The organism is Curvibacter fontanus, from assembly GCF_054780335.1.
In genome coordinates this window covers 184,823-209,728 of sequence record NZ_BAAGWN010000012.1, presented here as the reverse complement: position 1 = coordinate 209,728, position 24,906 = coordinate 184,823, and the positions used below count along the sequence as shown (strand labels likewise).

The following is a 24,906-nucleotide window of genomic DNA, read 5'->3' as shown; positions in this document are numbered from 1 at the left end:
ACGAACATGAGTACCCCCCTGCTGCAAGTGCAGAACCTGCGCTCCGGCTACGGCCGCGCCGAAGTGCTGCACGGCCTGAGCCTGCAGGCCGACAAGGGCAGCGTGATCACCGTGATCGGTCCCAATGGCGCCGGCAAGTCCACCCTGCTCAACACCCTGATGGGCATCCTGCCCGGCCAGGGCACGATCCGCTTCGATGGCGAAGACATCGCCCGCCTGACCCTGGAGGAGCGCGTGATGTGCGGCATCTCGCTGGTGCCGGAGAAACGCGAGCTGTTCTCCAGCATGCCGGTCGAGGACAACCTGATCCTCGGCGGTTTCCGCCAGAAACGCCTGGGCAACGCCCGCTGGCGCGACAGGCTCGACGAGGTCTACACCCTGTTCCCACGCCTCGAAGAGCGCCGCGGCCAGCTTGCCGGCACCCTTTCCGGCGGCGAGCGGCAGATGCTCGCCGTGGGCCGCTCGCTGATGGCCGGCCCCAAACTGCTGATGCTCGACGAGCCCAGCCTGGGCCTGGCGCCGCTGATCGTGCGCGAGATCTTCGCCATCATCGAGCAACTGCGCCGGACCGGTGTGACCATCGTGCTGGTCGAGCAGAACGCGCGCGCCGCGCTGGCCGTGGCCGATCACGGTTACGTCCTGGAAATGGGCGAGCTTGCGCTGCAGGGCCCCGCCGCACAGCTGGCGCAGGACCCGCGCGTGATCGACACCTACCTGGGCGCCGCCAAGACCAAGGCCTGAAACCGGCACAGGCGCCAACCCTCACCAACGCCATCCGCAGGAGACACCATGAAAAGCATGCACCGGGCCCACCTCATCGCACTTTCAGCCGCGTGGCTGTCGGCCTGCAGCACGGCCCCCGATGCACCGGGCTCGCGTACGGCTGCACTGCCCGCGGCCAGCGGTGCCGCACTGCAGGCCTGCGCCGCGCTCAAGGACCGGTACGCCTACACGCAGACCAGCATCGACACGTCCGCCCCCGTGGCGGCCGGGACCCTGAGCCTTGGCGGCAATCCGGTCGCGGCCCACTGCCTGGTCAGGGGCAGCATGCACAGGCGCAAGGGCAGCGACGGCCGCGACTACGCCATAGCTTTCGAGATGCGCCTGCCCGAGGCCTGGAACGGGCGCTTCTACTACCAGGGCAACGGCGGGCTGGACGGCAATGTGCAGCCCGCGCTCGGTGCGCTGGGCGGCGGGCCGCTGACCGGCGCGCTGTTTCAGGGTTTTGCCGTCATCAGCTCCGACGCCGGCCACACGGGCGCGCAGACCACGGTCTTCGGCCTGGAGCCGCAGGCGCGGCTGGACTACGGTTACCAGGCCGTGGCCAAGCTCACGCCCATGGCCAAGGACCTGATCCGCACCGCTTATGGCAAGGGACCGGACCGCTCCTACATCGGCGGCTGCTCCAACGGCGGACGCCATGCCATGGTGGCCGCCGCGCGCCTGGGCGAGCAATACGACGGCTACCTGATCGGTGCGCCCGGTTATCGCCTGCCCCGGGCCGCCCTGGCCCAGCTCTGGGGCGCCCAGCAGTTCAGCGCCCTGGCCACGCCGGGCGCCACCGCGCCCCACCCCCTGGCTCCGCAAGGACGCATCCCCGACCTGAGCAGCGCCTTCACAGCGCAGGAGCGCCAGACCGTGGCCCAGGCCATCCTGGCCAGGTGCGATGCCCTGGACGGCGCACGCGACGGCATGGTGCAGGACGTGCAGGCCTGCCAGGCCCGCTTCAATCTGCAGACCGATGTGCCCAGCTGCGGCGCCGAGCGCACAGGGCAATGCCTGAGCACGGCGCAAAAACAGGTCATAGGCACGCTCTTCAGCGGCGCCCGCAGCAGCAGCGGCCAGCCGCTGTACGCCCCCTTCCCCTATGACAGCGGCCTGGTCGGCGCCAACTGGGGCACGTGGAAGTTCGTGAACTCGCTGGCGCTGGACCCGCTGGCCGTGGCCACGGTCTTCAGCGTGCCGCCGGGCCGGGTCGATCCGCTCAGGGAAGACCTGGGTGCGCGGCTGGCGCTGTTCAACACCACCGATGGAAACTACAAGGAGTCGGGCCTCTCGCTCATGACACCGCCCGGCCATGAACAGCCCGGCAACCTGGCCCCGCTGCGTGCGCGTGGCGCCAAGATGCTGCTCTACCACGGCGTGAGCGACGCGGTCTTCTCGGCCGAAGACACCCGACTGTGGATCGAAGCCCTGGGCAAGGCCCTGGGCGGCCCGGCCAACGACTTCGCCCGCTACTTCCCCGTGCCCGGCATGAACCATTGCAGCGGCGGTCCGGCGACCGACCAGTTCGATCTGCTGGGCCCGCTGGTGCAGTGGGTGGAACAGGGTGTGGCGCCTCAAGGCGTGCCGGCCACGGCGCGCGGTGCGGGCCATGCCGGCGGCGTGAATACCGAGCTGCCGCAGGACTGGTCCGCCACGCGCGGCCGCCCCCTGTGCGCCTACCCGGCCGTGGCCCGCTACAAGGGACAGGGCTCGCTGGAAGACGCCGGCAGCTTCATTTGCCAATAAGCCCGGCCCATGGACTACCAGCCCCGCCTCGAGGACATCCACCAGCTGCTGATGGGCGTGCTGGATGCCCCCGCGCAACTGCAGACCCTGCCCCCCTACGCTGAAGTCGATGCGGCACTGATGCAGCAGGTGCTAGAGGAAGCCGGCAAATTCGTCGCCAGCGAGATCGCGCCCCTGCAGCGTGTGGGTGACGAGACCGGCGCCCGCTTCGAGGCCGGGCAGGTCACCATGCCGCCGGGTTTTCGCGCGGCCTACCAGGCCTTCTGGCAGGGCGGCTGGCCCGCGCTATCCTGCGCTCCCGAAGACGGCGGCCAGGGCCTGCCCGCCGTGCTGGAGGCCGTGCTCTACGAGATGCTGAGCGCGGCCAACCACGGCTGGACCATGGCGCCCGGCCTGCTGCACGGCGCCTACGAATGCCTCAAGCACCACGGCAGCGAGGAACTGAAAACCCGCTACCTGGAAAAGATCGCCACCGGCGAGTGGCTGTCCACCATGTGCCTGACCGAGCCGCAGGCCGGCAGCGACCTGAGCCTGGTGCGTACCAAGGCAGCGCCGCAAGCCGACGGCAGCCACCTGGTTTCCGGCGGCAAGATCTTCATCTCCGGCGGCGAGCACGACCTGAGCGACAACATCGTGCACTTCGTGCTGGCCCGACTGCCCGATGCACCACCCGGCCCCAAAGGCCTGTCGCTCTTCCTCGCCCCGAAGTTCCTGCCCGATGGCAGACGCAACGGCGTGGTCTGCGAACGCATCGAGGAAAAAATGGGCCTGCACGGCAGCCCCACCTGCGTGCTGCGTTTCGAGAACACCACCGGCTGGCTGGTGGGCGAGCCGCACCGCGGCCTGAATGCCATGTTCGTGATGATGAACGCGGCCCGTCTGCACGTGGGCCTGCAGGGTATCGCCCTGCTCGAAGCCGCCTGGCAGAAAGCCCGGGCCTACGCGCAGGAGCGACGCCAGATGCGCGCGCCCGGCGCCACGCAGACCAGCCTGATCCAGGACCATCCAGCCATCCTGCGCATCCTCACGACGCAGCGCGCCTGGATCGATGGCGGCCGCCTGCTGGCCTACCGCACGGCCATCGAACTCGACATGCTCAAACACCACCCCGATGCGGCACGGAGAGAATCCGCACAGCGCTGGTGCAGCCTGGTCACACCCGTGCTCAAGGCCGCCTGGACGAACCAGGGCTTCCATGGCGCCAGCGCCTGCCTGCAGGTCTTCGGCGGCCACGGTTATGTCCGCGAATGGGGCATCGAGCAGATCGTGCGCGACGCGCGCGTGACCATGATCTACGAAGGCACCAACGAGATCCAGGCCATCGACCTGCTGGTGCGCAAGGTGCTGCCCGACGGCGGTGCGGCGCTGGGTGCGCTGTTCGACCAGCTGAGCGCCGAAGACACGCTGCCCCCAGCCGTTCTGCAACGCTTCGAGCAGCTGCGCAGCCTGACCGTGCGCCTGGCCCGGGCCGCGAGCTACCGGGCTGACCTGCCCTACTGGGTGGCCGACGATTTCCTGCAGGCCACGGCTCTGGCCCTGCTGGGCTGGGCCGGCGCGCGCATCGGCGCCGGCCTGCCGCACTGGCTGGCCCCGGCACGCGCCCTGCGGACCTGGGTGCTGCCCGAATTCGCACTGCGCCTGCAGATCATCGAGCAGCAGCTGAGCGATACCGAAACCGGCGCCCCTGCACCGGCGGCGGCCTGAACCATGAGCACACGCAAAACCACCCCGGACGCCGCCGTCGAACAGGTCGACACCAGCTACCTCGAAAGCCTGGTCGGCTACAACGCCCGGCGCGCCACCCTGGTCATCGTCGACGCCTTTCTGCGCAATATGGCGGTCTATGGCCTGCGGCCGGTGGATTTCTCGGTGCTCTCGCTGATCGCGCACAACCCGGGCGTCACCTCGCGCCAGCTCTGCACCACACTCAACATCCAGCCCCCCAATCTGGTGGGCATGATCAGTCAGTTGCAAAGACGCGATCTCATCACGCGCCGGCCCCACCCGAACGACGGGCGCGCCATGGGCCTGCACCTCACGCCCGAGGGACGCAAGATGATGAAACAGGCCGAAGTCACGGCCTCCGAGCTGGAGGAGGCCTCCACCGCCAGGCTCAGCCCCGCCGAGCGCCGGACCTTGATGCAGCTGTTGAAAAAAATTTATATTTGACGACTTTTTCACACTGCGCGGCGGCAACAGGCCTCTGTGGCAGGTGCGGGGAAACCCATCAGCTATTAATCTTGTAGCAGTCCGGAATCTGCGCTATAGTCCGCCTTCGCCTCGCCTGCCTGCTGTACAGCGGCGGCATCAGGCACGGGGAGGGTGCGCCAAGCCTCAGGTCTGGCGTTTCAAGGAGTGCTGTGGGATGAGCTACAAGGAAAATGCCGCCATTGGTCAGCTGCTGGCTCTGCTGGAGTCGCGCTACGCCATGCGTGTGCTGTGGGCCCTGCGCGATGGCCATGCGCAGACCTTCCGTCTGCTGCAGGACAGCGTGGGCGGCATCACGCCCAACACCCTGAACACCCGCATCAAGGAACTGCGCGAAGCCGGCCTGCTCAACCACGGCAGTGACGGTTACCTGCTGACCGGCACCGGCGCCGAACTGACCCGTCGCATGGGCGAGCTGCCCCCCTTTGCCAGCAAGTGGCTGGCCAGCCAGGCGCGCAAGGCACGCTGAGCGGCCCGGGTCGCCCCAACTGGCATAATTCGCCCTTCGCCTTGCTGGCGTGCGGGCTTGCGGCCGGCACTGTCAGCTATCAAATAAATAGCACGAAGGACAGCGCCATGGCCATCACCACCACCCCCTCCGGTCTGCAGTACGAAGACACCGCGCCCGGCGCCGGCGCCGAAGCCAAAACCGGCCAGGACGTGACCGTTCACTACACCGGCTGGCTCTACAACAACGGCGTGCAAGGCGCCAAGTTCGACTCCAGCAAGGACCGCAACGACCCCTTCGAATTCTCCCTGGGCGCCGGCATGGTGATCCGCGGCTGGGACGAGGGCGTGGCCGGCATGAAGATCGGCGGCACCCGCGTGCTGATCATCCCGGCGGCCCTGGGTTATGGCGCGCGCGGCGCCGGCGGCGTCATCCCCCCCAACGCCACCCTGAAGTTCGAAGTCGAACTGCTGGCCCTGGCCGGCTGAGCCTCCTGCGGCCGCCCCGCGGCCGGTCCCTGTTATCTCCCCTCTTGAAATGGTGGATTCCGCCCCCAAGTCGGCGGCTGATCTTCATTTCCCTCGAAAAATGACCGACCCGCAAGCCACTCCCACGCCCGATCCGACCCCCGACAGCATTGCCGCCGACCCCTTGACCCAGGCCCAGGCCGAACTGGCCGAACTCAAGGCCAAGAGCACTGAGCTGGCCGACCAGTTCCTGCGCGCCAAGGCCGAGGCCGAAAACGCCCGCCGCCGCGCCGAGGAGGAAATCTCCAAGGCCCGCAAGTTCGCCGTGGAAGCCTTTGCCGAGAGCCTGCTGCCGGTGAGCGACAGCCTGGAAGCCGGTCTGACCATCAAGGACGCCACGCCCGAGCAGATTCGCGAGGGCGCCGAAGCCACCCTGCGCCAGCTCAGCGCCGCGCTGGAACGCAACAAGGTCATCGCCATCAACCCGCCTGCCGGGACCCGGTTCGATCCGCACCAGCACCAGGCCATCAGCGTGGTGCCCGCCGATCAGGAAGCCAATACCGTGGTCAGCGTGCTGCAAAAGGGCTACACCATCGCCGAGCGCGTGCTGCGCCCGGCGCTCGTGACGGTGGCGGCGCCGAAATGAACTTGATGACGCGCCTGCGGCGCATGACTTCCCCGCCGCGCAGGTTCCATGACGAAATGACTGCAATCATGGCGCGCAGCGCCGTCATCGATGCGCAGCGAGGTCATGCGCCGCAGGCGCGTCATCCCCTTGAAAACATGCCAGTTATCCACAGATAAGACTGCAACCAATTTCCCTCAGGAGTAAGAACATGGGCAAAATCATCGGCATCGACCTCGGCACCACCAACAGCTGCGTCTCCATCATGGAGGGCAACAGCACCAAGGTGATCGAGAACGCGGAAGGTGCGCGCACCACCCCCTCCATCGTCGCCTACCAGGAAGACGGTGAAGTGCTGGTCGGCGCCTCGGCCAAGCGCCAGGCGGTCACCAACCCCAAGAACACGCTGTACGCCATCAAGCGCCTGATCGGCCGCAAGTTCACCGAGAAGGAAGTGCAGAAGGACATCGACCTGATGCCCTACAGCATCGTGGCCGCCGACAACGGCGACGCCTGGGTGGAAGTGCGCGGCAAGAAGATCTCGGCCCAGCAGGTCAGCGCCGACATCCTGCGCAAGATGAAAAAGACCGCCGAGGACTACCTGGGCGAGCCCGTGACCGAAGCCGTGATCACCGTGCCGGCCTACTTCAACGACGCCCAGCGCCAGGCCACCAAGGACGCCGGCCGCATCGCCGGCCTGGACGTCAAGCGCATCATCAACGAGCCTACCGCCGCGGCCCTGGCCTTCGGCCTGGACAAGCACGGCGCCGGCGACCGCAAGATCGCCGTGTACGACCTGGGCGGCGGCACCTTCGACGTGTCGATCATCGAGATCGCCGACGTGGACGGCGAGAAGCAGTTCGAGGTGCTGTCCACCAACGGCGACACCTTCCTGGGCGGCGAGGACTTCGACCAGCGCATCATCGATTTCATCATCTCCGAGTTCAAGAAGGACCAGGGCGTGGACCTGAGCAAGGACGTGCTGGCCCTGCAGCGCCTCAAGGAAGCCGCAGAGAAGGCCAAGATCGAACTCTCCAGCAACTCGCAGACCGACGTCAACCTGCCCTACATCACCGCGGACGCCACCGGTCCGAAGCACCTGAGCGTCAAGCTGACCCGCGCCAAGCTGGAGAGCCTGGTCGAAGAGCTGATCGAGCGCACCATCGCCCCCTGCCGCACCGCCATCAAGGATGCCGGTGTGAGCGTGAGCGACATCCAGGACGTGATCCTCGTGGGCGGCATGACCCGCATGCCCAAGGTCCAGGACAAGGTCAAGGAGTTCTTCGGCAAGGAGCCGCGCAAGGACGTGAACCCCGACGAAGCCGTGGCCGTCGGCGCCGCCATCCAGGGCCAGGTGCTCTCGGGTGACCGCAAGGACGTGCTGCTGCTGGACGTCACCCCCCTGTCCCTGGGCATCGAGACCCTGGGCGGCGTGATGACCAAGATGATCGCCAAGAACACGACCATCCCGACCAAGTTCGCGCAGACCTTCTCCACCGCCGACGACAACCAGCCGGCCGTGACCATCAAGGTCTACCAGGGCGAACGCGAGATGGCCGCCGGCAACAAGTCGCTGGGCGAGTTCAACCTCGAGGGCATCGCCCCCGCTCCGCGTGGCCTGCCGCAGATCGAGGTGACCTTCGACATCGATGCCAACGGCATCCTGCACGTGGGCGCCAAGGACAAGGCCACGGGCAAGGAAAACAAGATCACCATCAAGGCCAACTCGGGTCTGTCCGAGGAGGAAATCCAGAAGATGGTGAAGGACGCCGAACTCAACGCCACCGAGGACAAGAAGCGCCTGGAGATCGTGCAGGCCCGCAACCAGGCCGATGCCACCGTGCATGGCGTGCGCAAGAGCCTGGCCGAGCACGGCGACAAGCTCGATGCCGGCGAGAAGGAAAAAATCGAAGCCGCTGCCAAGGACCTGGAAGAAGCCATCAAGGGCGAGGACAAGGCCGCCATCGAGGCCAAGACCGAAGCCCTGATGCTGGCCAGCCAGAAGCTGGGCGAGAAGCTCTACGCCGAGCAGCAGGCTGCGGCGGGCGCCGCCGGTGGCGGTGCCGCCCCGGGCGCCGAGCAGCCGCAGGCCAGCCGTCCGGCCGACGACAATGTGGTGGATGCCGAAGTCAAGGAAGTCAAGAAGGGATGACGAAATGACCCCTCGCTTCGCGACTGCATGACAAAATGACCGTTCGCGCGCACACCAAGCTGCCGGTCTGGAACGCCTCGATGGAACTCGTCGAGGCGTTCTACTCTGTCACACAGTCATTCCCGAAGGACGAGATTTTCGGATTAACCTCGCAAATCCGGCGTGCAGCGGTTTCCGTTCCCGCCAATATCGCAGAAGGTTCTGCCAGAAAAAGCACGGCGGAACTGCTGCAGTTTTTGTATATCGCCAACGGTTCCTTGTCTGAACTCGACACCCATCTGGAATTGGCCGTTCGCTTGGGCTACATCGCCGACAAGTTGCAGCTCCAGGAGCAGTTGGATGACGTCCAGAGCCAGGTGCTCACCGTCATTTCGTCATTAAAGCGGCGCAGCCGCTGAGGTCATTTTGTCATGGCTAAAAGAGACTTTTACGAAATCCTCGGCTTGCCCAAGAACGCATCCGACGAGGACATCAAGAAGGCGTATCGCAAGCTGGCGATGAAGCACCACCCTGACCGCAACCAGGGTGACAGCGCCAAGGCGGCCGAGGAAAAATTCAAGGAGGCCAAGGAGGCCTACGAAATGCTGTCCGACGCGCAGAAGCGCGCGGCCTACGACCAGTACGGCCATGCCGGCGTCGACCCCAATATGCGTGGCGGCGCAGGCGAAGGTTTTGGCGGCGGTTTTGCCGAGGCCTTCGGCGACATCTTCGGCGACATGTTCGGCCAGCAGCGCGGACGCGCTAACGGCGGCCGCCAGGTCTACCGCGGCAGCGACCTGAGCTATGCCATGGAGATCACGCTGGAGGAAGCCGCCCGCGGCAAGGACGCGCAGATCCGCATCCCCAGCTGGGACAACTGCGAGACCTGCCGCGGCAGCGGCGCCAAGCCGGGCACCCAGGTCAAGCCCTGCAGCACCTGTCACGGCTCGGGCTCGGTGCAGATGCGCCAGGGTTTCTTCAGTGTGCAGCAGACCTGTCCCCACTGCCATGGCAGCGGCAAGATCATTCCCGAGCCCTGCCCCAGCTGCCAGGGCCAGGGCCGCATCAAGCGCCAGAAGACGCTGGAAGTGAAGATCCCCGCCGGCATCGACGACGGCATGCGCATCCGCAGCACCGGCAATGGCGAGCCGGGCATGAACGGCGGGCCGCCGGGTGATCTCTACATCGAGATCCGCCTGCGCAAGCACGATATCTTCGAGCGTGATGGCGACGACCTGCATTGCGCCGTGCCCATCAGCTTCGTCACGGCGGCGCTGGGCGGCGAGATCGAGGTGCCCACCCTGCAGGGCAAGGCCGCCATCGACATCCCCGAAGGCACGCAGACCGGCAAGCAGTTCCGCCTGCGCGGCAAGGGCATCAAGGGCGTGCGCGCCAGCTACCCCGGCGATCTCTACTGCCACATCACGGTGGAGACCCCGGTCAAGCTCACCGAGCACCAGCGCAAGCTGCTGCGCGAGCTGGGCGAGTCCCTGCAAAAGGGTGGCGCCAAGCACTCGCCGGGTGAGGGCAGTTGGGCCGACCGGCTCAAGAGCTTCTTCAGCTGAAGCCTGGCCCTGTCTGATCCGAAGCCGCAAGGACGTCAGTCTTTGCGGCTTTTTTGATCTGCGTCTAGAAGCGAACTCGGCGCGGGACTACCATGCGCCCATGAGCGTCTCCATCACCTTCCTCGGCGGTGCCGGCACGGTCACCGGTTCCAAGTACCTGGTGCGCCATGGCGCGGAAACCCTGATGGTGGACTGCGGTCTCTTCCAGGGCTACAAACAACTGCGCCTGCGCAACTGGACGCCGCTGCCGGTGGCTCCCAACCAGGTCGATGCCGTCATCCTCACGCATGCCCACCTGGACCACAGCGGCTACCTGCCCCTGCTCGCACGCGAAGGCTACGGCGGCCCCGTGCACACCACACGCGGCACGCGCGAGCTCTGCGCCATCCTCTTGCCCGACAGTGGCCACATCCAGGAAGAAGACGCTGCCTTTGCCAACCGCCACGGTTTTTCCAAACACGCCCCGGCCCTGCCCCTGTATACCCGCAAGGATGCCCAGGCTTGTCTCAAACAGATCAAGGCCCATGAGTTCGGCCACAGCTTTGAGCCCATCAAGGGCTGGCGCGTCACCTTCCTGCGCGCGGGTCACATCCTGGGCGCCGCCAGTGTGCTACTGGAGGTGGCGGGGCGGCGCATCCTGTTCTCTGGCGACCTCGGGCGCACCGATGACTTCATCATGAACCCGCCCGAGCCCCCGCCTGCGGCCGACACCGTGCTCATCGAATCCACCTACGGCGACCGCCAGCACCCACAGGAAGACGTGCTGGCCGAACTCGGCCCGGCCCTGCACCGGCTGGCCGGGCGCGGCGGCGTTGCGGTGATCCCGGTCTTTGCCGTCGGGCGGGCGCAGGAAATCCTGCACGCCATTGCCCAGCTGAAGGCACGCGGAGAGGTCCCCCACAATCTGCCCGTGTTCCTGGACAGCCCCATGGCCATCCACACCACGCAGTTGTTCGAGCACTTTCCCCATGAACACCGGCTCGATGCCCACGAGGTCCGGGCCCTGACGCACAGTGCCACCATGGTCAACACACCCGATGAGTCCAAGGCCCTGGCACGCCGCCACGGCCCCATGGTCATCCTGGCCGCCAGCGGCATGGCCACGGGCGGGCGTGTGCTGCACCACCTGGCACTCTACGCGGGCAACCACCGCAACATGATCATCCTCACCGGCTATCAGGCGCCGGGCACGCGCGGTGCCACGGTGGCCAGCGGTGCCTCCTCGGTGCGCATCCATGGCAAGGACGTGGCCGTGAGCGCCGAGGTGGTGCAGCTCCAATCCGCCTCGGCCCATGCCGACGCACCGCAGCTCGAAGCCTGGCTGCGCAGCCTGCCCACTCCCCCGGACCAGATCTACGTGGTCCACGGCGAAGCCGGAGCAGCCGATGCCCTGAGAGTGCGCATTAAGCACGGGCTGGGCTGGCGGGCCCTGGTACCCGAGCATGGCGCCACCTGGCCGGCCTGACCGGGGGTTACCCCCTGTTACGTGACCTGGCCGCAATCGGTCAGAATGACGCGCCATGAGCCTGAGACTCTTCCACGTCACCGAATTCGCCCAATCGATGCTGTCGCCTGCCGACCAGCGCGAGGCGCGGCATCCGGCGCAGCTCCTGCTGCTGGCCAGTCTCTGGTTGGCGCTGGCTGGCAATCTGCCGCTCTGGCGTGAGCTCGCGCGCCTGCCCATGGACTTCGGCTCCCTGCTGTGGATCGGCCTGTGTTTCGGCCTGCTGACGACCGCCGCCCTCGGCGTGCTGCTGAGTTTGCTGAACTGGTCCTGGCTGCTGAAGATCAGCGTCATCGCGCTGCTGTGGCTGGCGGCCCTGAACTCGCTGCTGCTGTGGGCCGGCCACAGCTATCTGAGCGCCAGCCTGAAACCCGGCATGCTGCAGACGGTATGGTCCCAGCTGCGGGCCCTGCCGCTGTGGCAGCCTCTGCTGGTCTTCGGCCTGCTGGCCCTGCTGCCTTCGGTATGGATGTGGCAGCTCAGCCTGCGGCGCGTTGCGCTGGCCAGCCGCTTGCCGCAAAACCTGCTGCTGCTGCTCATCTTCATCTGCCTGCTGGGCCTGGTCTGGTTCCTGGGCAAGTCCGCGCTCTTGCCGCTGCTGCAGGACCAGCCGCGCTGGCTTGAACTGCTCAGCCCCTTCAACACCCTGCTGAGCCTGCGCCACTGAGCGGCCCCGGCACTTGCCAGGGCCCGGGCTTCGTTATGACGGGCCGCGCCCCCACCGCCGGCGCCGACTCCCGGGTGCTCAGGAGGCAAGCGTGGAACCCACGACTCGAGAACCAACGTCCCCCAACAAGGACTCGGTTGATTTCCAGACCCGGCTGATCAAGGCCATCTACGAAACCACTCCCGACGGCATCCTGGTCGTTGATGCCCAGGGCATGGTGGTTTCACACAACCGCCAGTTCCTGCAGCTCTGGGACATCGCCACCAGCCAGCTGCACATGCGCGCCGACGAAGCCATGTACAAGGCCAAGCAGGCCGAGCGCGACCGCGTCGAGACTTGCGCCTGATCAGACACCGGTCGAGACGGCCAGCAGGCGCTCACGCGCGGCGCGGTACTCACGCCGCAGCTGCGCGACGAATTCCGCCGCACCCTGCACCTGGGTGATGGCGCCGATGCCCTGGCCCGAACCCCAGATGTCCTTCCAGGCCTTCTTGGCGTCACCACCGAAATTCATCGCGCTGGGGTCGCTCTCGGGCAGCTTGTCCGGGTCCAGCCCCGCGGCGCGGATGCTGGGCGCCAGGTAATTGCCGTGCACCCCGGTGAACAGGCTGCTGTAGACGATGTCGTCCGAGCTGCCTTCGACGATGGCCTGCTTGTAGGCCTCCACCGCGCGGGCCTCATGCGTGGCAATGAAGGCCGTGCCCATGTAGGCGAAGTCCGCGCCCATGGCCTGGGCCGCCAGCACCGAGGCGCCGGTGGCAATGGAGCCGCTGAGCGCCAGCGGGCCGTCGAACCACTGGCGGATTTCCTGAACCAGGGCGAAGGGGCTTTTCACGCCCGCATGGCCACCGGCACCCGCGGCCACGGCGACCAGGCCGTCGGCGCCCTTCTCGATCGCCTTGTGCGCGAACTTGTTGTTGATGATGTCATGCAGCACCACGCCGCCGTAGCTGTGCGCCGCCTGGTTGATCTCTTCGCGCGCGCCCAGGGAGGTGATGATGACCGGCACCTTGTACTTCACGCACAGGGCCATGTCGCGCTCCAGGCGATCGTTGGACTTGTGCACGATCTGGTTGATGGCAAAGGGTGCGGCCGGCCGCTCCGGGTGCGCCTGGTTGTGCGCCGCCAGCGCCTCGGTGATCTCGGCCAGCCACTCGTCGAGCTGCGCGGCCGGGCGCGCGTTGAGTGCCGGCATGGCGCCGACCACGCCGGCGATGCACTGGGCGATCACGAGCTTGGGATTGCTGATGATGAACAGCGGCGAACCGATGATGGGCAGCGGCAGGTTCTGCAAAGTAGCGGGAAGCTTGGACATCATGTCTCCATACACAAGGCGATCCGTTCAGGCTGAGCCTGTCCTGAGCAAGGACGAAGGGCCCTTCGACAGGCTCAGGGCGAACGGTGGATCAAAAGGCTTCGAGTGCCAGCGCCGTCACGCTGGCGGCTCCTTCCACGATGCTGTCGCGTGAGCCCGGGGCTTTGCTCAGCATGTGCTCGGCGTAAAAACGCGCCACGGTGATCTTGCTCTGCATGAAGGCTTTGTCTTCAGCACGGGCCAGCTCGGCCTGGGCCACGAGCAGCGCGCGCGCGAGCTGCCAGCCCGCCATCAGGTTGCCCGCCAGCATGAGGTAGGGCACGCTGCCGGCGTAGACGGCGTTGGGGTCCTTCTCCGCGACCATGAACTCGACCACGTCGACAAAGGCCCGTCTTGCGGCATCCAGGCGCGCGGCGACGGCCAGTGCGTCGGCGCTGCCGTTTTTCTTGAGCTCAGCCACGGTGGCGGCGACCTGCTGGGCGATGGCCTTGGCGGTCTGGCCGCCGTCGCGCAGGGTCTTGCGGCCCACAAGGTCGTTGGCCTGGATGGCCGTGGTGCCTTCGTAGATGGTCAGGATCTTGGCGTCCCGGTAGTGCTGGGCCGCGCCGGTCTCCTCGATGAAACCCATGCCGCCGTGCACCTGCACGCCCAGGCTGGTGACTTCCAGGCTCATCTCGGTGCTGTAGCCCTTGACCAGGGGCACCATGAATTCATAGAAGGCCTGGTTCTCTTTGCGCACCTCGGCATCGGGATGGTGGTGCGCGGCGTCGTAGGCCGCAGCGGCCACCGAGGACATGGCGCGGCAACCCTCGACGTAGGCGCGCATGGTCATGAGCATGCGCCGCACGTCGGGGTGGTGGATGATGGGCGCGCTGGTCTTGAGCGAACCGTCGACCGGGCGGCTCTGCACGCGGTCGCGCGCATAGCCCACGGCCTGCTGATAGGCGCGCTCGGCCACCGCAATGCCCTGCATGCCCACGGCGTAGCGCGCGGCGTTCATCATGATGAACATGTATTCGAGGCCGCGGTTCTCCTGGCCCACGAGGTAACCGACGGCACCGCCATGGTCGCCGTATTGAAGAACCGCCGTCGGGCTGGCCTTGATACCCAGCTTGTGCTCGATGCTCACGCAGTGCACGTCGTTGCGCGCGCCCAGCGAGCCATCCTTGTTGACCATGAACTTGGGCACGACAAACAGGCTGATGCCCTTGATGCCCTCAGGCGCACCCGTCACACGCGCCAGCACCAGGTGCACGATATTGCCCGCCATATCGTGCTCACCGTAGGTGATGAAGATCTTGGTACCGAAGACCTTGTAGCTGCCGTCGGGCTGCGGCTCGGCGCGGCTGCGCACCAGGGCCAGGTCGGAGCCGGCCTGGGGCTCGGTCAGGTTCATGGTGCCGGTCCACTCGCCGCTGACCAGCTTTTCCAGGTAGATGGACTTGAGTTCGTCGGAACCCGCCGTGAGCAGGGCCTCGATGGCGCCGTCGGTGAGCAGCGGGCACAGCGCGAAACTCAGGTTGGCGCTGTTGACCATCTCGATGCAGGCCGCACCGATGGTCTTGGGCAGGCCCTGGCCGCCGAAATCTGACGGGTGCTGCAGACCCTGCCAGCCACCCTCACCGAACTGACGGAAGGCGTCCTTGAACCCCGGCGTGGTCGTGACCTTGCCGTCCTTCCAGCTCGAAGGGTTCTTGTCCCCGTCCCCATTGAGCGGCGCCACCACCTGCTCGTTGAACTTGGCCGCCTCCTCAAGAACGGCCTGGGCCGTGTCGTAACCCGCGTCCTCGAAGCCGGGCAGTCTGGCGATCTCATCGATGCGGGCCAGGTGCTTGATGTTGAACAGCATGTCCTTGACGGGGGCGACGTAACTCATGGCATATCTCCTAATAACGCATGACTTGCTGCTCGCATGACGCCCGCTGTGCGGGCATGACCTCGCCGCTGCGCGGCATCGATGACGAAATGACCGAAGCCCTGCGGGCGCAGCCCGCGTCACCCATGCGCCACGGGCGCGAGGTCATGCGCCCGCAGGGCGCTTCATGCCCTTACAGCGCCTTGACCAGCTCGGGCACGGCCGTGAACAGATCGGCTTCGAGGCCGTAGTCGGCCACGGAGAAGATCGGGGCCTCAGGGTCCTTGTTGATGGCCACGATGACCTTGCTGTCCTTCATGCCGGCCAGGTGCTGGATGGCCCCCGAGATGCCTGCGGCGATGTACAGCTGCGGGGCCACGATCTTGCCGGTCTGGCCGACCTGCAGGTCGTTGGGCGCGTAGCCCGCGTCCACCGCGGCGCGGCTGGCGCCGATGGCGGCGCCCAGCTTGTCGGCCAGCGGGGTCATGACCTCGTTGAACTTCTCGCTCGAACCCAGGGCGCGGCCACCGGAGACGATGATCTTGGCGGCGGTCAGTTCGGGGCGGTCGTTCTTGGCGATCTCGGAACCGACAAAACTGCTCTTGCCGCTGTCAGCCGCGGCCGCTGCGATTTCCACAACCGCACTGCCGCCGGTGGCGGCGGCCGGATCGAAACCGGTGGTGCGCACGGTGATGACCTTCTTGGCGTCCAGGCTCTGCACGGTGGCGATGGCGTTGCCGGCGTAGATCGGGCGCTCGAAGGTGTCGGGGCTGTCGACCTTGATGATGTCGGAAATCTGGCCCACGTCCAGCTTGGCGGCCACACGCGGGGCCACGTTCTTGCCCGCGGCCGTAGCCGGGAAGAGGATGTGGCTGTAGTTGCCGGCCGGATTCGAAACGATGGCCAGCACCTGGGCGGCCACGTTCTCTGCCAGGCCGTGCGCCAGCTGGGCGCCGTCGGCGTGAATCACCTTGCTCACGCCGGCTATTCTGCCGGCAGCCGCAGCGGCGGCACCGGCGTTGTGCCCGGCGACCAGCACGTGGACGTCACCACCGCAGGCCTTGGCCGCGGTGACGGTGTTGAGGGTCGCGCCCTTGATGGACGCGTTGTCGTGTTCGGCAATAACGAGTGTGGTCATGTTTACTCCTGAATGTCGGATGACAGAATGACCTCGCCGCTGTGCGGCTTCGATGACAAAATGACTGAAGTCATGCGGGCGTAGACCGCATCATCGATGCGCTGCAGGCGCGAGGTCATTCGTCATTCAAATAACTTTCGCTTCGTTCTTCAGCTTGCTCACCAGCGTGGCGACGTCGGGCACCTTGATACCGGCGCTGCGCTTCGGGGGTTCCGAGACCTTGAGGGTCTTGATGCGCGGGGCGACGTTCACGCCCAGGTCTTCGGGCTTGAGGATGTCGAGCTGCTTTTTCTTGGCCTTCATGATGTTGGGCAGCGTGACGTAACGCGGCTCGTTCAGGCGCAGGTCGGTGGTGACCACGGCCGGCAGGCTGACACTCAGCGTCTCCAGGCCGCCGTCCACCTCACGCGTGACCAAGGCCCGGCCATCGGCAATCTCGACCTTGGAGGCAAACGTGGCTTGCGGCAGATCGGCCAGCGCGGCCAGCATCTGGCCGGTCTGGTTGCAATCGTCGTCAATCGCCTGCTTGCCCAGGATGATCAGGCCCGGCTGTTCCTTGTCCACCAGGGCCTTGAGCAGCTTGGCCACGGCCAGGGGCTGCAGTTCCTCAGCCGTCTCGACCAGGATGGCCCGGTCGGCGCCGATGGCCATGGCGGTGCGCAGGGTTTCCTGGCACTGGGTCACGCCGCAGGACACGGCGATGACCTCGGTCACCACGCCCTTTTCCTTCAGGCGCACGGCCTCTTCGACGGCGATCTCGTCAAAGGGGTTCATGCTCATCTTGACGTTGGCAATGTCGACGCCGGTGTTGTCCGACTTGACACGAACCTTGACGTTGTAGTCGACCACGCGTTTGACGGGGACGAGGACTTTCATGGGAGCCACTCCTGCTGGTTACTGATTCGATGGTTGCGATTGACGTACACGTCAGGCAAACGATTCTAGGCGCACCCACCTCGGACGATGGGCACTTGCGCGACATAAAAAGAACGATCGTGCTTTTTTATTATACGCGGAGAAATACGACGTCTTTCAGGACTTCATGTGGACGACGCGTTGGGGGTACGGAATCTCTATGCCCGCCCCACGCAGGCCGCGCAGGATGGCCATGTTGATCTCGGAGCGCAGGGCCAGCTGACCGTTCTCGGGATCCTGGATCCAGACCGAGAGCGTGAACTCCAGCCCGTCGGGGCCGAAGCTGGCCAGGTAGGCGGCCGGGGTCGGGTCTTTCAGCACCCGCTCGCTCGCCAAGGCTGCAGCCACCAGGATCGCCCGCACCTGCTCGACCTCGCTCTCGTAGCCCACGGTCACATTGATCGAAAGCTGCACCCGCGGATCCGTCGTCGACAGGTTCTCCACACGCTGCGTGATGATCAGCTCATTGGGCACCACCGACTCACGGCCGTTGAGCGCGCGGATCAGGGTGTACCGCGTCTTGATGTCGGTCACCACGCCTTCGAAGTTGTCGACGCGCACCACGTCACCGATGCGCAGCGAGCGCTCCAGCAGGATGACGAAGCCGCTGACGTAATTGGCCGCCAGCTTCTGCAGGCCGAAGCCCAGGCCCACGCCCAGCGCACCCCCCAACACCGAGAGGGCGGTCAGGTCCACCCCCACGGCCGAGAGCACGAAGAGCAGCCCCAGCAGCAGCAGCAGGGCACGGATGCCGTTGGCCGCCACCTTGCGGATGGACAGATCACCCACGGCCTCGCGCAGGATGCGTCGCTCGATGGTGGCCGAGATCCACAGCACCACCACCAGCATCAGGCCCGAAGACAGCGTGCCCTCCAGCAGGGTGCGCACACTGATGCGCGATTTGCCGAACAGGAAGTGGATGGCATCCAGCTCCTCCAGCACGGCCGGCAGCAGGCCGGTGATCCAGAGCACGGCGGCGCCCCAGGCCAGCCAGGAAACAAAACGCTCGATCAGCTTGACCGCGGCCGACAGGGGAAAAGAGGCCCCCAGCACGCGCACGAAGAGGCGGATCGCCGCCAGCGAAGTGAAGATGGGCAGGGCCACCTTGAGCACCGCCACCGTCTGGTACCGGGCCACGCCATGGCGGGCGGCATAGATCAGCACCAGGGCCAGCACGGGGAACAGCAGGCCGTCGAACACATGGCGGCCGAACCAGACGGAATCGGCCCCGTGCCCGCGCCGCGCATACCGCGCCACGCCGTAAGCCAGGGCCAGGCAGGCCAGCAGCACCAGCACCTCGACCCAGACGCGCGCGCCGCCCAGATCGTGCAAGAGATTTTGAAGTTCGCTCATGGTGCAGGATTTTCACCGATTGCGCCGGGAACTCGGCATCGCATGGGCTAATCTACGGTGGACCCCACGGAGAACACCATGTCCAAAACCACCCCCCTGGCCCGCCGCCAGCTGCTCGGCGCCGTCGCAGCCGCCGCCACGGCCGGCGCCGCACTCCCCGTCAGCGCGGCCACAGGCAAAGCGCAGGCCGCTGCCGACGGCCCACCGCACAAGATCGTCTACCAGCTCAATCGCCCCGAGCACGAGTACCAGGAAGCCATCCTGAACTCCGTCGGCGCCGTGCTCAAGAAATACGTGGACGACGTGGCCATTGCCGTGGTGGCCTGGGGGCCGGGCATCCATCTGCTGGCCAAAAAGCCGTTGCGTCCGGTCGCGCCCCTGCTGCAGCAGCGCGTCAGGAGCATGAGCGAGTCCTACGGCGTGGAATTCGTGGCCTGCGGCAACACCATGCACTCCCTGAACTGGTCCAAGCCCGACATGCTCGACGTCGCGCGCATCGAGGAAGTGGGGGCGGCGGCCCTCATGGAATACCAGGAAAAGGGCTACGCCTATGTGGCTTGGTGAATGTGGCCCCCACGGTCACTCACTGCGTGAGCTCCCTGCCCCCCCGAGGGGGCCGCGTTTCGCCTTGGGGCGGCCCAGCGGCGAAACCTCTGATCAGACCCCGGCCAGGGCTCGCAGATGCGCCTCCACGCTGCGCCCCAGGGCGCTGAGGTTGTAGCCGCCCTCCAGGCAGGAGACGATGCGTCCCTTGCTGTAGCGGCGCGCCACGTCCATCATGCGCTCGGTGATCCAGGCGTAGTCGGCCTCCACCAGGCCCAGCTGGGCCAGATCGTCCTCGCGATGCGCGTCAAAGCCGGCGCTGATGAAGATCATCTCGGGCTTGTGCGCTTCCAGGCGCGGCATCCATAGCGTCTCGATCAGCTCGCGCACCGCCATGCCCTTGGTGTAGGCCGGCACCGGCACATTGACCAGGTTGTCGGCGTCCGAACGCGAACCGCCGTGCGGGTAGAAGGGATGCTGGTAGAAGCTCACCATGAGGATGCGCTGGTCACCGGCCACGATGTCCTCGGTGCCGTTGCCGTGGTGCACGTCGAAGTCCACGATGGCCACGCGCTTCAAGCCATGGCGTTCCACCGCGTACTTGGCCGCCGTGGCCACGTTGTTGATGAAACAGAAACCCATGGCCTGGTCGCGACAGGCATGGTGACCAGGCGGGCGCACCGCGCAGAAGGCGTTTTCCAGTTCGCCGGCGATCACGGCATCGGTGGCCGCCAAAGCAGCACCGGCCCCGCGCAGGATGGCGTTCCAGGAGTGCGCATTCATGGAGGTGTCCGGATCGATCATGGCGTAGCCCGGGCCGCCAGCCTCGCTCTCTTCGATCAGGGTAACGCTCAGGCCGCGCAGTGCCGACACATGCATGCGGCTGTGCGCCAGCTCCACCTCGTCCAGCGAAGCCAATGGGGCTTCCTTGCGTGTCAACGCATCGCCCACACCACTGGCCAGAAGGCGGTCCTCGATGGCGTCGAGCCGCTCGGGACATTCGGGATGGCCCGGGCCCATCTCATGCTTGCGACAGTCACGGTGGGTAAAAAATCCGGTCTTGCTCATGACGGCGCCCGTCTCCTGGGAATTTCAGTTATGGTCATGCCATGGACGCACAAGCCAAACTCAAATCATTGCTGGATCAGCTTAACACGGTGATCGTGGGCAAACCGGCCCAGGTCCAGGACGGCGTGGCCTGTCTGCTGGCCGGCGGCCACCTGCTGATCGAGGACGCGCCCGGCGTGGGCAAGACCACCCTGGCCCACGCGCTGTCGCGCAGTTTCGGCCTGCAGTTCTCGCGTGTGCAGTTCACCGCCGACCTCATGCCCAGCGACCTTTCGGGTGTGTCGATCTACGACCGCAACCAGAACGTCTTTGTCTTCCACCCCGGCCCCATCTTCGCGCAGGTGCTGCTGGCCGACGAGATCAACCGCGCCAGTCCCAAGGCGCAGAGCGCCCTGCTCGAAGCCATGGAAGAGAAGCAGGTCAGCATCGAGGGCGAGACCCGCCCCCTGCCCCAGCCATTCTTCGTCATCGCCACGCAGAACCCGCAGGAGCAGCTGGGCACCCACCCGCTGCCCGAGTCGCAGCTGGACCGCTTCCTGATGCGCATCTCCCTGGGTTACCCGGACCGCGCCTCCGAACGCGCGCTGCTCTCGGGCAGCGACCGGCGCGAGATGGTGGACCGCCTGCCCGGCCTCTTGAGCGCCGAGGAGCTCAAGGCCCTGCAACAGCAGGTGCAGGCCGTGCACGCCGCCCCACCTTTGCTGGACTATCTGCAGGACCTGATCGCCGCCACCCGCAACGGCCGCTGGTTCGTCCAAGGCCTCTCGCCCCGCGCGGGCCTGGCCGTGCTGCGCGCCGCCAAGGCCCAGGCCCTTCTGAGCGGGCGCGACTACGTGGCCCCCGACGACCTGCAGGCCATCCTGCCGCAGACCACGGCCCACCGCCTGGTGCCCGTGGCCAGCGCCGGCCGCGGCCCGCTGGAGCAGGTGCGCGCCATGCTGGAAGCGGTGCCCCTGCCCTGAGCACCGGGCCCACCATGGACGCGGCGCATCCTCTGCCCAACCCGGCACTGCACCCGCTGGGCCATGTGCGCGCCCGCTGGCAGCGCTGGTGGCAGGCCCGTCTGCCCCAAAGCGACACGCTCACGCTGACGCAGCGCAACGTCTACATCCTGCCCACACGCGCCGGTTTCATGCTGGCCGGCACCCTGCTGGTGCTGCTGGTGGCCTCCATCAACTACCAGCTCAACCTGGGCTACCTGCTGACTTTCCTGCTGGGCGGCAGCGCCATCGTCAGCACCTACATCTCGCACGGCACGCTGCGCGGCCTCACCCTGGTGCTGCACCCCGTCGAGGCCCACCACGCCGGCGCGCCCAGCAAACTGCGCATCAGCCTGCACAACGCGCGCAGCGCACCACGTTACGGCATCGGCCTGCGCGTTTATGGCGAAGATCTGCACGCCCCCTGGGTCTGGTGCGATGTGCCCGGCCAGGGCAGCACCGACACCGAACTGGTATGGCCCGGCCTGTCGCGCGGCCGGCACGAGGTCCCCATGCTCACGGCCGAGACACGTTTCCCCTTGGGTATCTTCCGCGTCTGGACCCTGTGGCGCCCGGCCGCCAGCGTGCTGGTCTACCCGCAGGCCGAACCTTCGCCCCCCGCGCTGCCCGAGGGGCAGGCCCACAGCCACGGCGGCAGCGCCGCGCGCCATGTGGCCAGCAGTGAGTTCGACGGCGTGCGCCCCTACCGCCGCGGCGACCCGCTCAAGAGCATCGTCTGGAAAAAAGCCGCCAAGACCGACGAACTGGTCAGCCGCGACAGCCTGCAGGCCCAGCACTTCCAGCTCTGGCTCGATCTCTCGGAAACCCAGGGCGCCTCGCTGGAGCAACGTCTCTCACGCCTGTGCGCCTGGGTGCTGGCCGCAGAGGCCCTGGAGCTGGACTACGGCTTGCGTTTGCCTGGGCTTGAGTTGCCGCCTGAGCAGGGGGAGATGCACAAGAGGCGGTGTCTGGAAGCGTTGGCTTTGCACTGACTTTCTTTGAGGCCATGTCATTGCAGGCGTGGCATCGCCGGGATGTGCGCCCGGCAATGCCACACATGCTGCAACGCAACGACAAAGCTACACGGCACCCATTAGCATGGAGCCATGCCGCAAAGCCAAACCCAGAGCAAAGCCAGACTCCTGACCCCCGCTCTCCTGGGCTGGATCACCGGCCTGGCCCTGCAACTGCAGCAAAGCGAGCTCTGGCCCGCCGCCCACTACGGCCTGCTGATCGCCGCTGCGCTCGCCTTGTTTCTCGTACTGAACAGGCTGTACCAGCAGGCAGCCAGACTGCTCCTCATCTTCGTCGCCACGGCCCTGCTGGCCCACGCCAGCACCGGCCTGCGCGCCCTGCACTTCCAGCAGCAGGCGCTGGCCCCGGCGCTGGAAGGCCAGGACGTCCGTGTCACCGGCCGCATCAGCGCCATGCCGCAGTTCGGCGAGAACAGCACCCGCTTCCGCTACACCGTGGAAAGCGCAACGCAAGAGGGCCAGGCCGTGCAGATCCCGCCGCAGCTCTACCTCAGCTGGTACGGCAGCTGGCGCAACGAGGACGGTGCGCTGCTGGAGCCCACGCAGGTGGCGCCGGCCTTGCAGGCTGGCGAGCGTTGGCAGTTCACGGTGCGCTTGCGCGCGCCGCACGGCGCGCGCAACCCGCATGGCTTCGACTTCGAACTCTGGCTCTGGGAACAGGGCCTGCAGGCCACGGGGTATGTGCGTACCGGCAGACGCGATCCGCAACCCCGGTTGATCGAACAGAGCGGGAAACACCCGGTGGAATGGGCACGCCAGCAGGTGCGCGACGCGATCCAGCAGCGCGCGCCTGTCGTCAGCGGCAGCCCGACCGAAGAAGCACAGGCCCGCGCCATGGGCATCGTGGCCGCGCTGGTCACGGGCGACCAGCAGGCGATCACACGCAGCGACTGGGATGTGTTCCGCGCCACCGGCGTGGCCCATCTCATGAGCATCTCGGGCCTGCACATCACGCTCTTTGCCTGGCTGGCCGCGCTGCTGCTGCGCGCGCTCTGGCGTACCTCGCCGCGCCTGTGCCTGGCCTTCCCGGCGCAGCACGCAGGCCTGCTGGGCGGCCTGCTGCTGGCCGCAAGCTATGCCCTCTTCAGCGGTTGGGGCGTGCCGGCGCAGCGCACGGTGCTCATGCTCGCCACGGTGACATTGCTGCGCCTGTCGGCCCGGCGCTGGCCCTGGCCGCAGCTCTGGCTGCTCGCGGCGGCCGTGGTGCTGGCAGCCGACCCCTGGGCCCTGCTGCAGGCCGGTTTCTGGCTGAGCTTCGTGGCCGTGGGCGTGCTGTTCGCCGGTGCCGGTCGTGAAACGCCGGAAGCACCCCGCACGCTGCGACAGCACCTGTGGGATCTGCTGCGTGAACAGTGGCTGATCACCCTGGCGCTGGCCCCGCTGACCCTGCTGCTCTTCGGCCAGGTCTCGCTGGCCGGCCTGCTGGCCAATGTGCTGGCCATCCCCTGGGTCACGCTGCTGGTCACACCCCTGTCCCTGCTGGGCCTGCTGTGGGCGCCGCTGTGGGATGCGGCGGCGCAGACCGTTCAGTGGCTGGGCTGGGCGCTGGGCGGTCTGGCCTCACTGCCGCTGGCCACGTTCTCGGTGGCCCAGGCGCCGCTGTGGGCCGGTGTGGCCGGTGTGCTGGGCGGCCTGCTGCTGGTGCTGCGTCTGCCCTGGGCCATGCGTTTTGCCGGCCTGCCGCTGCTGCTGCCCGTGCTCCTTTGGCAGGCGCCACGCCCGGCGCCCGGGCAGTTCGATTTGCTGGCGGTCGACATCGGTCAGGGCAATGCCGTGCTGGTGCGCACCGCCGGGCACGCCCTGCTCTACGACGCCGGGCCGCGTTACGCCAACGACAGCGACGCCGGTCAGCGCGTGCTGGTGCCCTTGCTGCGCGCCCTGGATGTGCGGCTGGACCGCCTGGTGCTGAGCCACCGCGACAGCGACCACACCGGCGGTGGCGTGGCGGTGCTGTCGGCCCAGCCGGACGCAGACCTGCTGAGTTCGCTGGAGGACGCGCACGAGCTGCAAACCCTGCGCCGCAGCCGCCGTTGCATGGCCGGCCAGGCCTGGGACTGGGACGGCGTGCATTTCGAAGTGCTGCACCCGCCGGCCGGAGACTATGGCCGGGCGCGGCGCAGCAATGCCCTGTCCTGCGTGCTGCGCATCAGCAATGGCCTGCAGACCGCGCTGCTCGCAGGTGATATCGAGAAGGCGCAGGAGGCCCGGCTGGTGCAGGAAGGCGCCGCCCTGCGCGCCGACTGGCTGCTGGTGCCCCACCACGGCAGCAAGACCTCCAGCACGGCCGCCTTCCTGGACGCGGTGGCGCCCCATACGGCCCTGGTGCAGGCCGGCTACCGCAACCGCTTCGGCCACCCGGCAGCCGAGGTGACGGCGCGTTATGAGGAACGCGGTGTGCAGGTCCTCAACTCGACGCAGTGTGGCGCCGCCCGCTGGGGCTCGGAGCAGCCACGGCAGACCCGCTGCGAGCGCGAGATGCAGGCCCGCTACTGGCAGCACCGCCCCCAGGCCACGCACTGAAGCATCCGGAACTTGCAGCAACGCAAGGCCATCCGGTGTTTTCTGCGGATAATGGGGCG

General features: G+C 67.0%; 23 protein-coding genes. 17 read left to right on the top strand and 6 right to left on the bottom strand.

Going from position 1 to position 24,906, the window contains the following annotated elements; genetic code table 11:
* The first annotated feature begins 6 nt into the window (after window positions 1–6).
* From ACYVH8_RS08805 to ACYVH8_RS08745, 13 genes are all read left to right on the top strand, one after another.
* Window positions 7–741, top strand: a complete 735-nt coding sequence (locus ACYVH8_RS08805; RefSeq protein ID WP_460488473.1) for an ABC transporter ATP-binding protein — start codon at window positions 7–9, stop codon at window positions 739–741.
* 57 nt (window positions 742–798) lie between these two features.
* Window positions 799–2,511 carry a tannase/feruloyl esterase family alpha/beta hydrolase gene (locus ACYVH8_RS08800; protein WP_460488598.1) on the top strand — a complete coding sequence of 571 codons (1,713 nt, stop codon included), beginning with the start codon at window positions 799–801 and terminating at the stop codon, window positions 2,509–2,511.
* 9 nt (window positions 2,512–2,520) lie between these two features.
* Complete coding sequence (locus ACYVH8_RS08795) at window positions 2,521–4,215, top strand: acyl-CoA dehydrogenase family protein (protein WP_460488472.1); 1,695 nt, start codon at window positions 2,521–2,523, stop codon at window positions 4,213–4,215.
* Window positions 4,216–4,218: 3 nt separating this feature from the next.
* On the top strand, window positions 4,219–4,680 hold the full coding sequence (locus tag ACYVH8_RS08790) for a MarR family winged helix-turn-helix transcriptional regulator (protein WP_460488471.1): 462 nt from the start codon (window positions 4,219–4,221) through the stop codon (window positions 4,678–4,680).
* Between the two features lie 196 nt (window positions 4,681–4,876).
* A complete protein-coding gene (locus ACYVH8_RS08785; RefSeq protein ID WP_460488470.1) occupies window positions 4,877–5,188 on the top strand; it encodes a winged helix-turn-helix transcriptional regulator in 312 nt (103 codons plus the stop codon).
* A 107-nt stretch (window positions 5,189–5,295) separates the two neighbouring features.
* Window positions 5,296–5,655, top strand: a complete 360-nt coding sequence (locus tag ACYVH8_RS08780; RefSeq protein WP_460488469.1) for an FKBP-type peptidyl-prolyl cis-trans isomerase — start codon at window positions 5,296–5,298, stop codon at window positions 5,653–5,655.
* 100 nt (window positions 5,656–5,755) lie between these two features.
* Window positions 5,756–6,280, top strand: a complete 525-nt coding sequence (gene grpE / locus ACYVH8_RS08775; protein WP_460488468.1) for a nucleotide exchange factor GrpE — start codon at window positions 5,756–5,758, stop codon at window positions 6,278–6,280.
* A gap of 190 nt (window positions 6,281–6,470) precedes the next feature.
* Window positions 6,471–8,411, top strand: coding sequence for a molecular chaperone DnaK (dnaK, locus tag ACYVH8_RS08770; RefSeq protein WP_460488467.1), 1,941 nt, complete (start codon window positions 6,471–6,473; stop codon window positions 8,409–8,411).
* A gap of 35 nt (window positions 8,412–8,446) precedes the next feature.
* Window positions 8,447–8,809: a four helix bundle protein gene (locus ACYVH8_RS08765; RefSeq protein WP_460488466.1), complete on the top strand. Its 363-nt coding sequence runs from the start codon at window positions 8,447–8,449 to the stop codon at window positions 8,807–8,809.
* 12 nt (window positions 8,810–8,821) lie between these two features.
* A complete protein-coding gene (gene dnaJ, locus ACYVH8_RS08760; protein ID WP_460488465.1) occupies window positions 8,822–9,955 on the top strand; it encodes a molecular chaperone DnaJ in 1,134 nt (377 codons plus the stop codon).
* Between the two features lie 100 nt (window positions 9,956–10,055).
* Entirely contained in the window at window positions 10,056–11,420 is a 1,365-nt protein-coding gene (locus tag ACYVH8_RS08755; protein ID WP_460488464.1) for an MBL fold metallo-hydrolase, read from the top strand.
* Between the two features lie 55 nt (window positions 11,421–11,475).
* The gene (locus ACYVH8_RS08750) at window positions 11,476–12,126 is read left to right on the top strand and encodes a phosphoethanolamine transferase domain-containing protein (protein WP_460488463.1); all 651 of its coding nucleotides are present in this window, start codon (window positions 11,476–11,478) and stop codon (window positions 12,124–12,126) included.
* Window positions 12,127–12,217: 91 nt separating this feature from the next.
* Entirely contained in the window at window positions 12,218–12,472 is a 255-nt protein-coding gene (locus ACYVH8_RS08745; protein ID WP_460488462.1) for a PAS domain-containing protein, read from the top strand.
* On the opposite strand, the gene ACYVH8_RS08740 is transcribed toward ACYVH8_RS08745, so the two are convergent.
* The 5 genes from ACYVH8_RS08740 to ACYVH8_RS08720 all read right to left on the bottom strand — a co-directional run bounded on the left by ACYVH8_RS08740 (window position 12,473) and on the right by ACYVH8_RS08720 (window position 18,702).
* Window positions 12,473–13,441 carry an NAD(P)H-dependent flavin oxidoreductase gene (locus ACYVH8_RS08740; protein ID WP_460488461.1) on the bottom strand — a complete coding sequence of 323 codons (969 nt, stop codon included), beginning with the start codon at window positions 13,439–13,441 and terminating at the stop codon, window positions 12,473–12,475.
* 91 nt (window positions 13,442–13,532) lie between these two features.
* Window positions 13,533–15,317 (bottom strand): acyl-CoA dehydrogenase, encoded by a 1,785-nt coding sequence (locus tag ACYVH8_RS08735; protein ID WP_460488460.1) that lies wholly within the window; start codon window positions 15,315–15,317, stop codon window positions 13,533–13,535.
* Between the two features lie 172 nt (window positions 15,318–15,489).
* On the bottom strand, window positions 15,490–16,434 hold the full coding sequence (locus ACYVH8_RS08730; RefSeq protein ID WP_460488459.1) for an electron transfer flavoprotein subunit alpha/FixB family protein: 945 nt from the start codon (window positions 16,432–16,434) through the stop codon (window positions 15,490–15,492).
* A 126-nt stretch (window positions 16,435–16,560) separates the two neighbouring features.
* Window positions 16,561–17,310 (bottom strand): electron transfer flavoprotein subunit beta/FixA family protein, encoded by a 750-nt coding sequence (locus ACYVH8_RS08725; protein WP_460488458.1) that lies wholly within the window; start codon window positions 17,308–17,310, stop codon window positions 16,561–16,563.
* A 156-nt stretch (window positions 17,311–17,466) separates the two neighbouring features.
* Window positions 17,467–18,702 carry a mechanosensitive ion channel family protein gene (locus tag ACYVH8_RS08720; protein ID WP_460488457.1) on the bottom strand — a complete coding sequence of 412 codons (1,236 nt, stop codon included), beginning with the start codon at window positions 18,700–18,702 and terminating at the stop codon, window positions 17,467–17,469.
* A 78-nt stretch (window positions 18,703–18,780) separates the two neighbouring features.
* Between ACYVH8_RS08720 and ACYVH8_RS08715 the strand changes: the two genes are divergently transcribed.
* The gene (locus ACYVH8_RS08715; protein ID WP_460488456.1) at window positions 18,781–19,266 is read left to right on the top strand and encodes a DsrE family protein; all 486 of its coding nucleotides are present in this window, start codon (window positions 18,781–18,783) and stop codon (window positions 19,264–19,266) included.
* Between the two features lie 93 nt (window positions 19,267–19,359).
* On the opposite strand, the gene ACYVH8_RS08710 is transcribed toward ACYVH8_RS08715, so the two are convergent.
* Entirely contained in the window at window positions 19,360–20,313 is a 954-nt protein-coding gene (locus ACYVH8_RS08710; protein ID WP_460488455.1) for a histone deacetylase family protein, read from the bottom strand.
* A gap of 41 nt (window positions 20,314–20,354) precedes the next feature.
* Here ACYVH8_RS08710 and ACYVH8_RS08705 point away from each other — a divergent pair, with 41 nt between their 5' ends.
* From ACYVH8_RS08705 to ACYVH8_RS08695, 3 genes are all read left to right on the top strand, one after another.
* Entirely contained in the window at window positions 20,355–21,275 is a 921-nt protein-coding gene (locus tag ACYVH8_RS08705) for an AAA family ATPase (RefSeq protein ID WP_460488454.1), read from the top strand.
* Between the two features lie 14 nt (window positions 21,276–21,289).
* The gene (locus ACYVH8_RS08700) at window positions 21,290–22,285 is read left to right on the top strand and encodes a DUF58 domain-containing protein (RefSeq protein ID WP_460488453.1); all 996 of its coding nucleotides are present in this window, start codon (window positions 21,290–21,292) and stop codon (window positions 22,283–22,285) included.
* Window positions 22,286–22,399: 114 nt separating this feature from the next.
* Window positions 22,400–24,847, top strand: a complete 2,448-nt coding sequence (locus tag ACYVH8_RS08695; RefSeq protein ID WP_460488452.1) for a DNA internalization-related competence protein ComEC/Rec2 — start codon at window positions 22,400–22,402, stop codon at window positions 24,845–24,847.
* Window positions 24,848–24,906: the final 59 nt, after the last annotated feature.

Coding starts and splice junctions, on each gene's coding strand:
- ACYVH8_RS08740 (WP_460488461.1), bottom strand. CDS start 13,441: ATGTCCAAGCTTCCCGCTACTTTGCAGAACCTGCCGCTGCCCATCATC.
- ACYVH8_RS08730 (WP_460488459.1), bottom strand. CDS start 16,434: ATGACCACACTCGTTATTGCCGAACACGACAACGCGTCCATCAAGGGC.
- ACYVH8_RS08755 (WP_460488464.1), top strand. CDS start 10,056: ATGAGCGTCTCCATCACCTTCCTCGGCGGTGCCGGCACGGTCACCGGT.
- dnaK (WP_460488467.1), top strand. CDS start 6,471: ATGGGCAAAATCATCGGCATCGACCTCGGCACCACCAACAGCTGCGTC.
- ACYVH8_RS08785 (WP_460488470.1), top strand. CDS start 4,877: ATGAGCTACAAGGAAAATGCCGCCATTGGTCAGCTGCTGGCTCTGCTG.
- ACYVH8_RS08700 (WP_460488453.1), top strand. CDS start 21,290: ATGGACGCGGCGCATCCTCTGCCCAACCCGGCACTGCACCCGCTGGGC.
- ACYVH8_RS08780 (WP_460488469.1), top strand. CDS start 5,296: ATGGCCATCACCACCACCCCCTCCGGTCTGCAGTACGAAGACACCGCG.
- ACYVH8_RS08725 (WP_460488458.1), bottom strand. CDS start 17,310: ATGAAAGTCCTCGTCCCCGTCAAACGCGTGGTCGACTACAACGTCAAG.
- ACYVH8_RS08750 (WP_460488463.1), top strand. CDS start 11,476: ATGAGCCTGAGACTCTTCCACGTCACCGAATTCGCCCAATCGATGCTG.
- dnaJ (WP_460488465.1), top strand. CDS start 8,822: ATGGCTAAAAGAGACTTTTACGAAATCCTCGGCTTGCCCAAGAACGCA.
- ACYVH8_RS08795 (WP_460488472.1), top strand. CDS start 2,521: ATGGACTACCAGCCCCGCCTCGAGGACATCCACCAGCTGCTGATGGGC.
- ACYVH8_RS08800 (WP_460488598.1), top strand. CDS start 799: ATGCACCGGGCCCACCTCATCGCACTTTCAGCCGCGTGGCTGTCGGCC.
- ACYVH8_RS08765 (WP_460488466.1), top strand. CDS start 8,447: ATGACCGTTCGCGCGCACACCAAGCTGCCGGTCTGGAACGCCTCGATG.
- ACYVH8_RS08715 (WP_460488456.1), top strand. CDS start 18,781: ATGTCCAAAACCACCCCCCTGGCCCGCCGCCAGCTGCTCGGCGCCGTC.
- ACYVH8_RS08695 (WP_460488452.1), top strand. CDS start 22,400: ATGCCGCAAAGCCAAACCCAGAGCAAAGCCAGACTCCTGACCCCCGCT.
- grpE (WP_460488468.1), top strand. CDS start 5,756: ATGACCGACCCGCAAGCCACTCCCACGCCCGATCCGACCCCCGACAGC.
- ACYVH8_RS08720 (WP_460488457.1), bottom strand. CDS start 18,702: ATGAGCGAACTTCAAAATCTCTTGCACGATCTGGGCGGCGCGCGCGTC.
- ACYVH8_RS08705 (WP_460488454.1), top strand. CDS start 20,355: ATGGACGCACAAGCCAAACTCAAATCATTGCTGGATCAGCTTAACACG.
- ACYVH8_RS08735 (WP_460488460.1), bottom strand. CDS start 15,317: ATGAGTTACGTCGCCCCCGTCAAGGACATGCTGTTCAACATCAAGCAC.
- ACYVH8_RS08710 (WP_460488455.1), bottom strand. CDS start 20,313: ATGAGCAAGACCGGATTTTTTACCCACCGTGACTGTCGCAAGCATGAG.
- ACYVH8_RS08790 (WP_460488471.1), top strand. CDS start 4,219: ATGAGCACACGCAAAACCACCCCGGACGCCGCCGTCGAACAGGTCGAC.
- ACYVH8_RS08805 (WP_460488473.1), top strand. CDS start 7: ATGAGTACCCCCCTGCTGCAAGTGCAGAACCTGCGCTCCGGCTACGGC.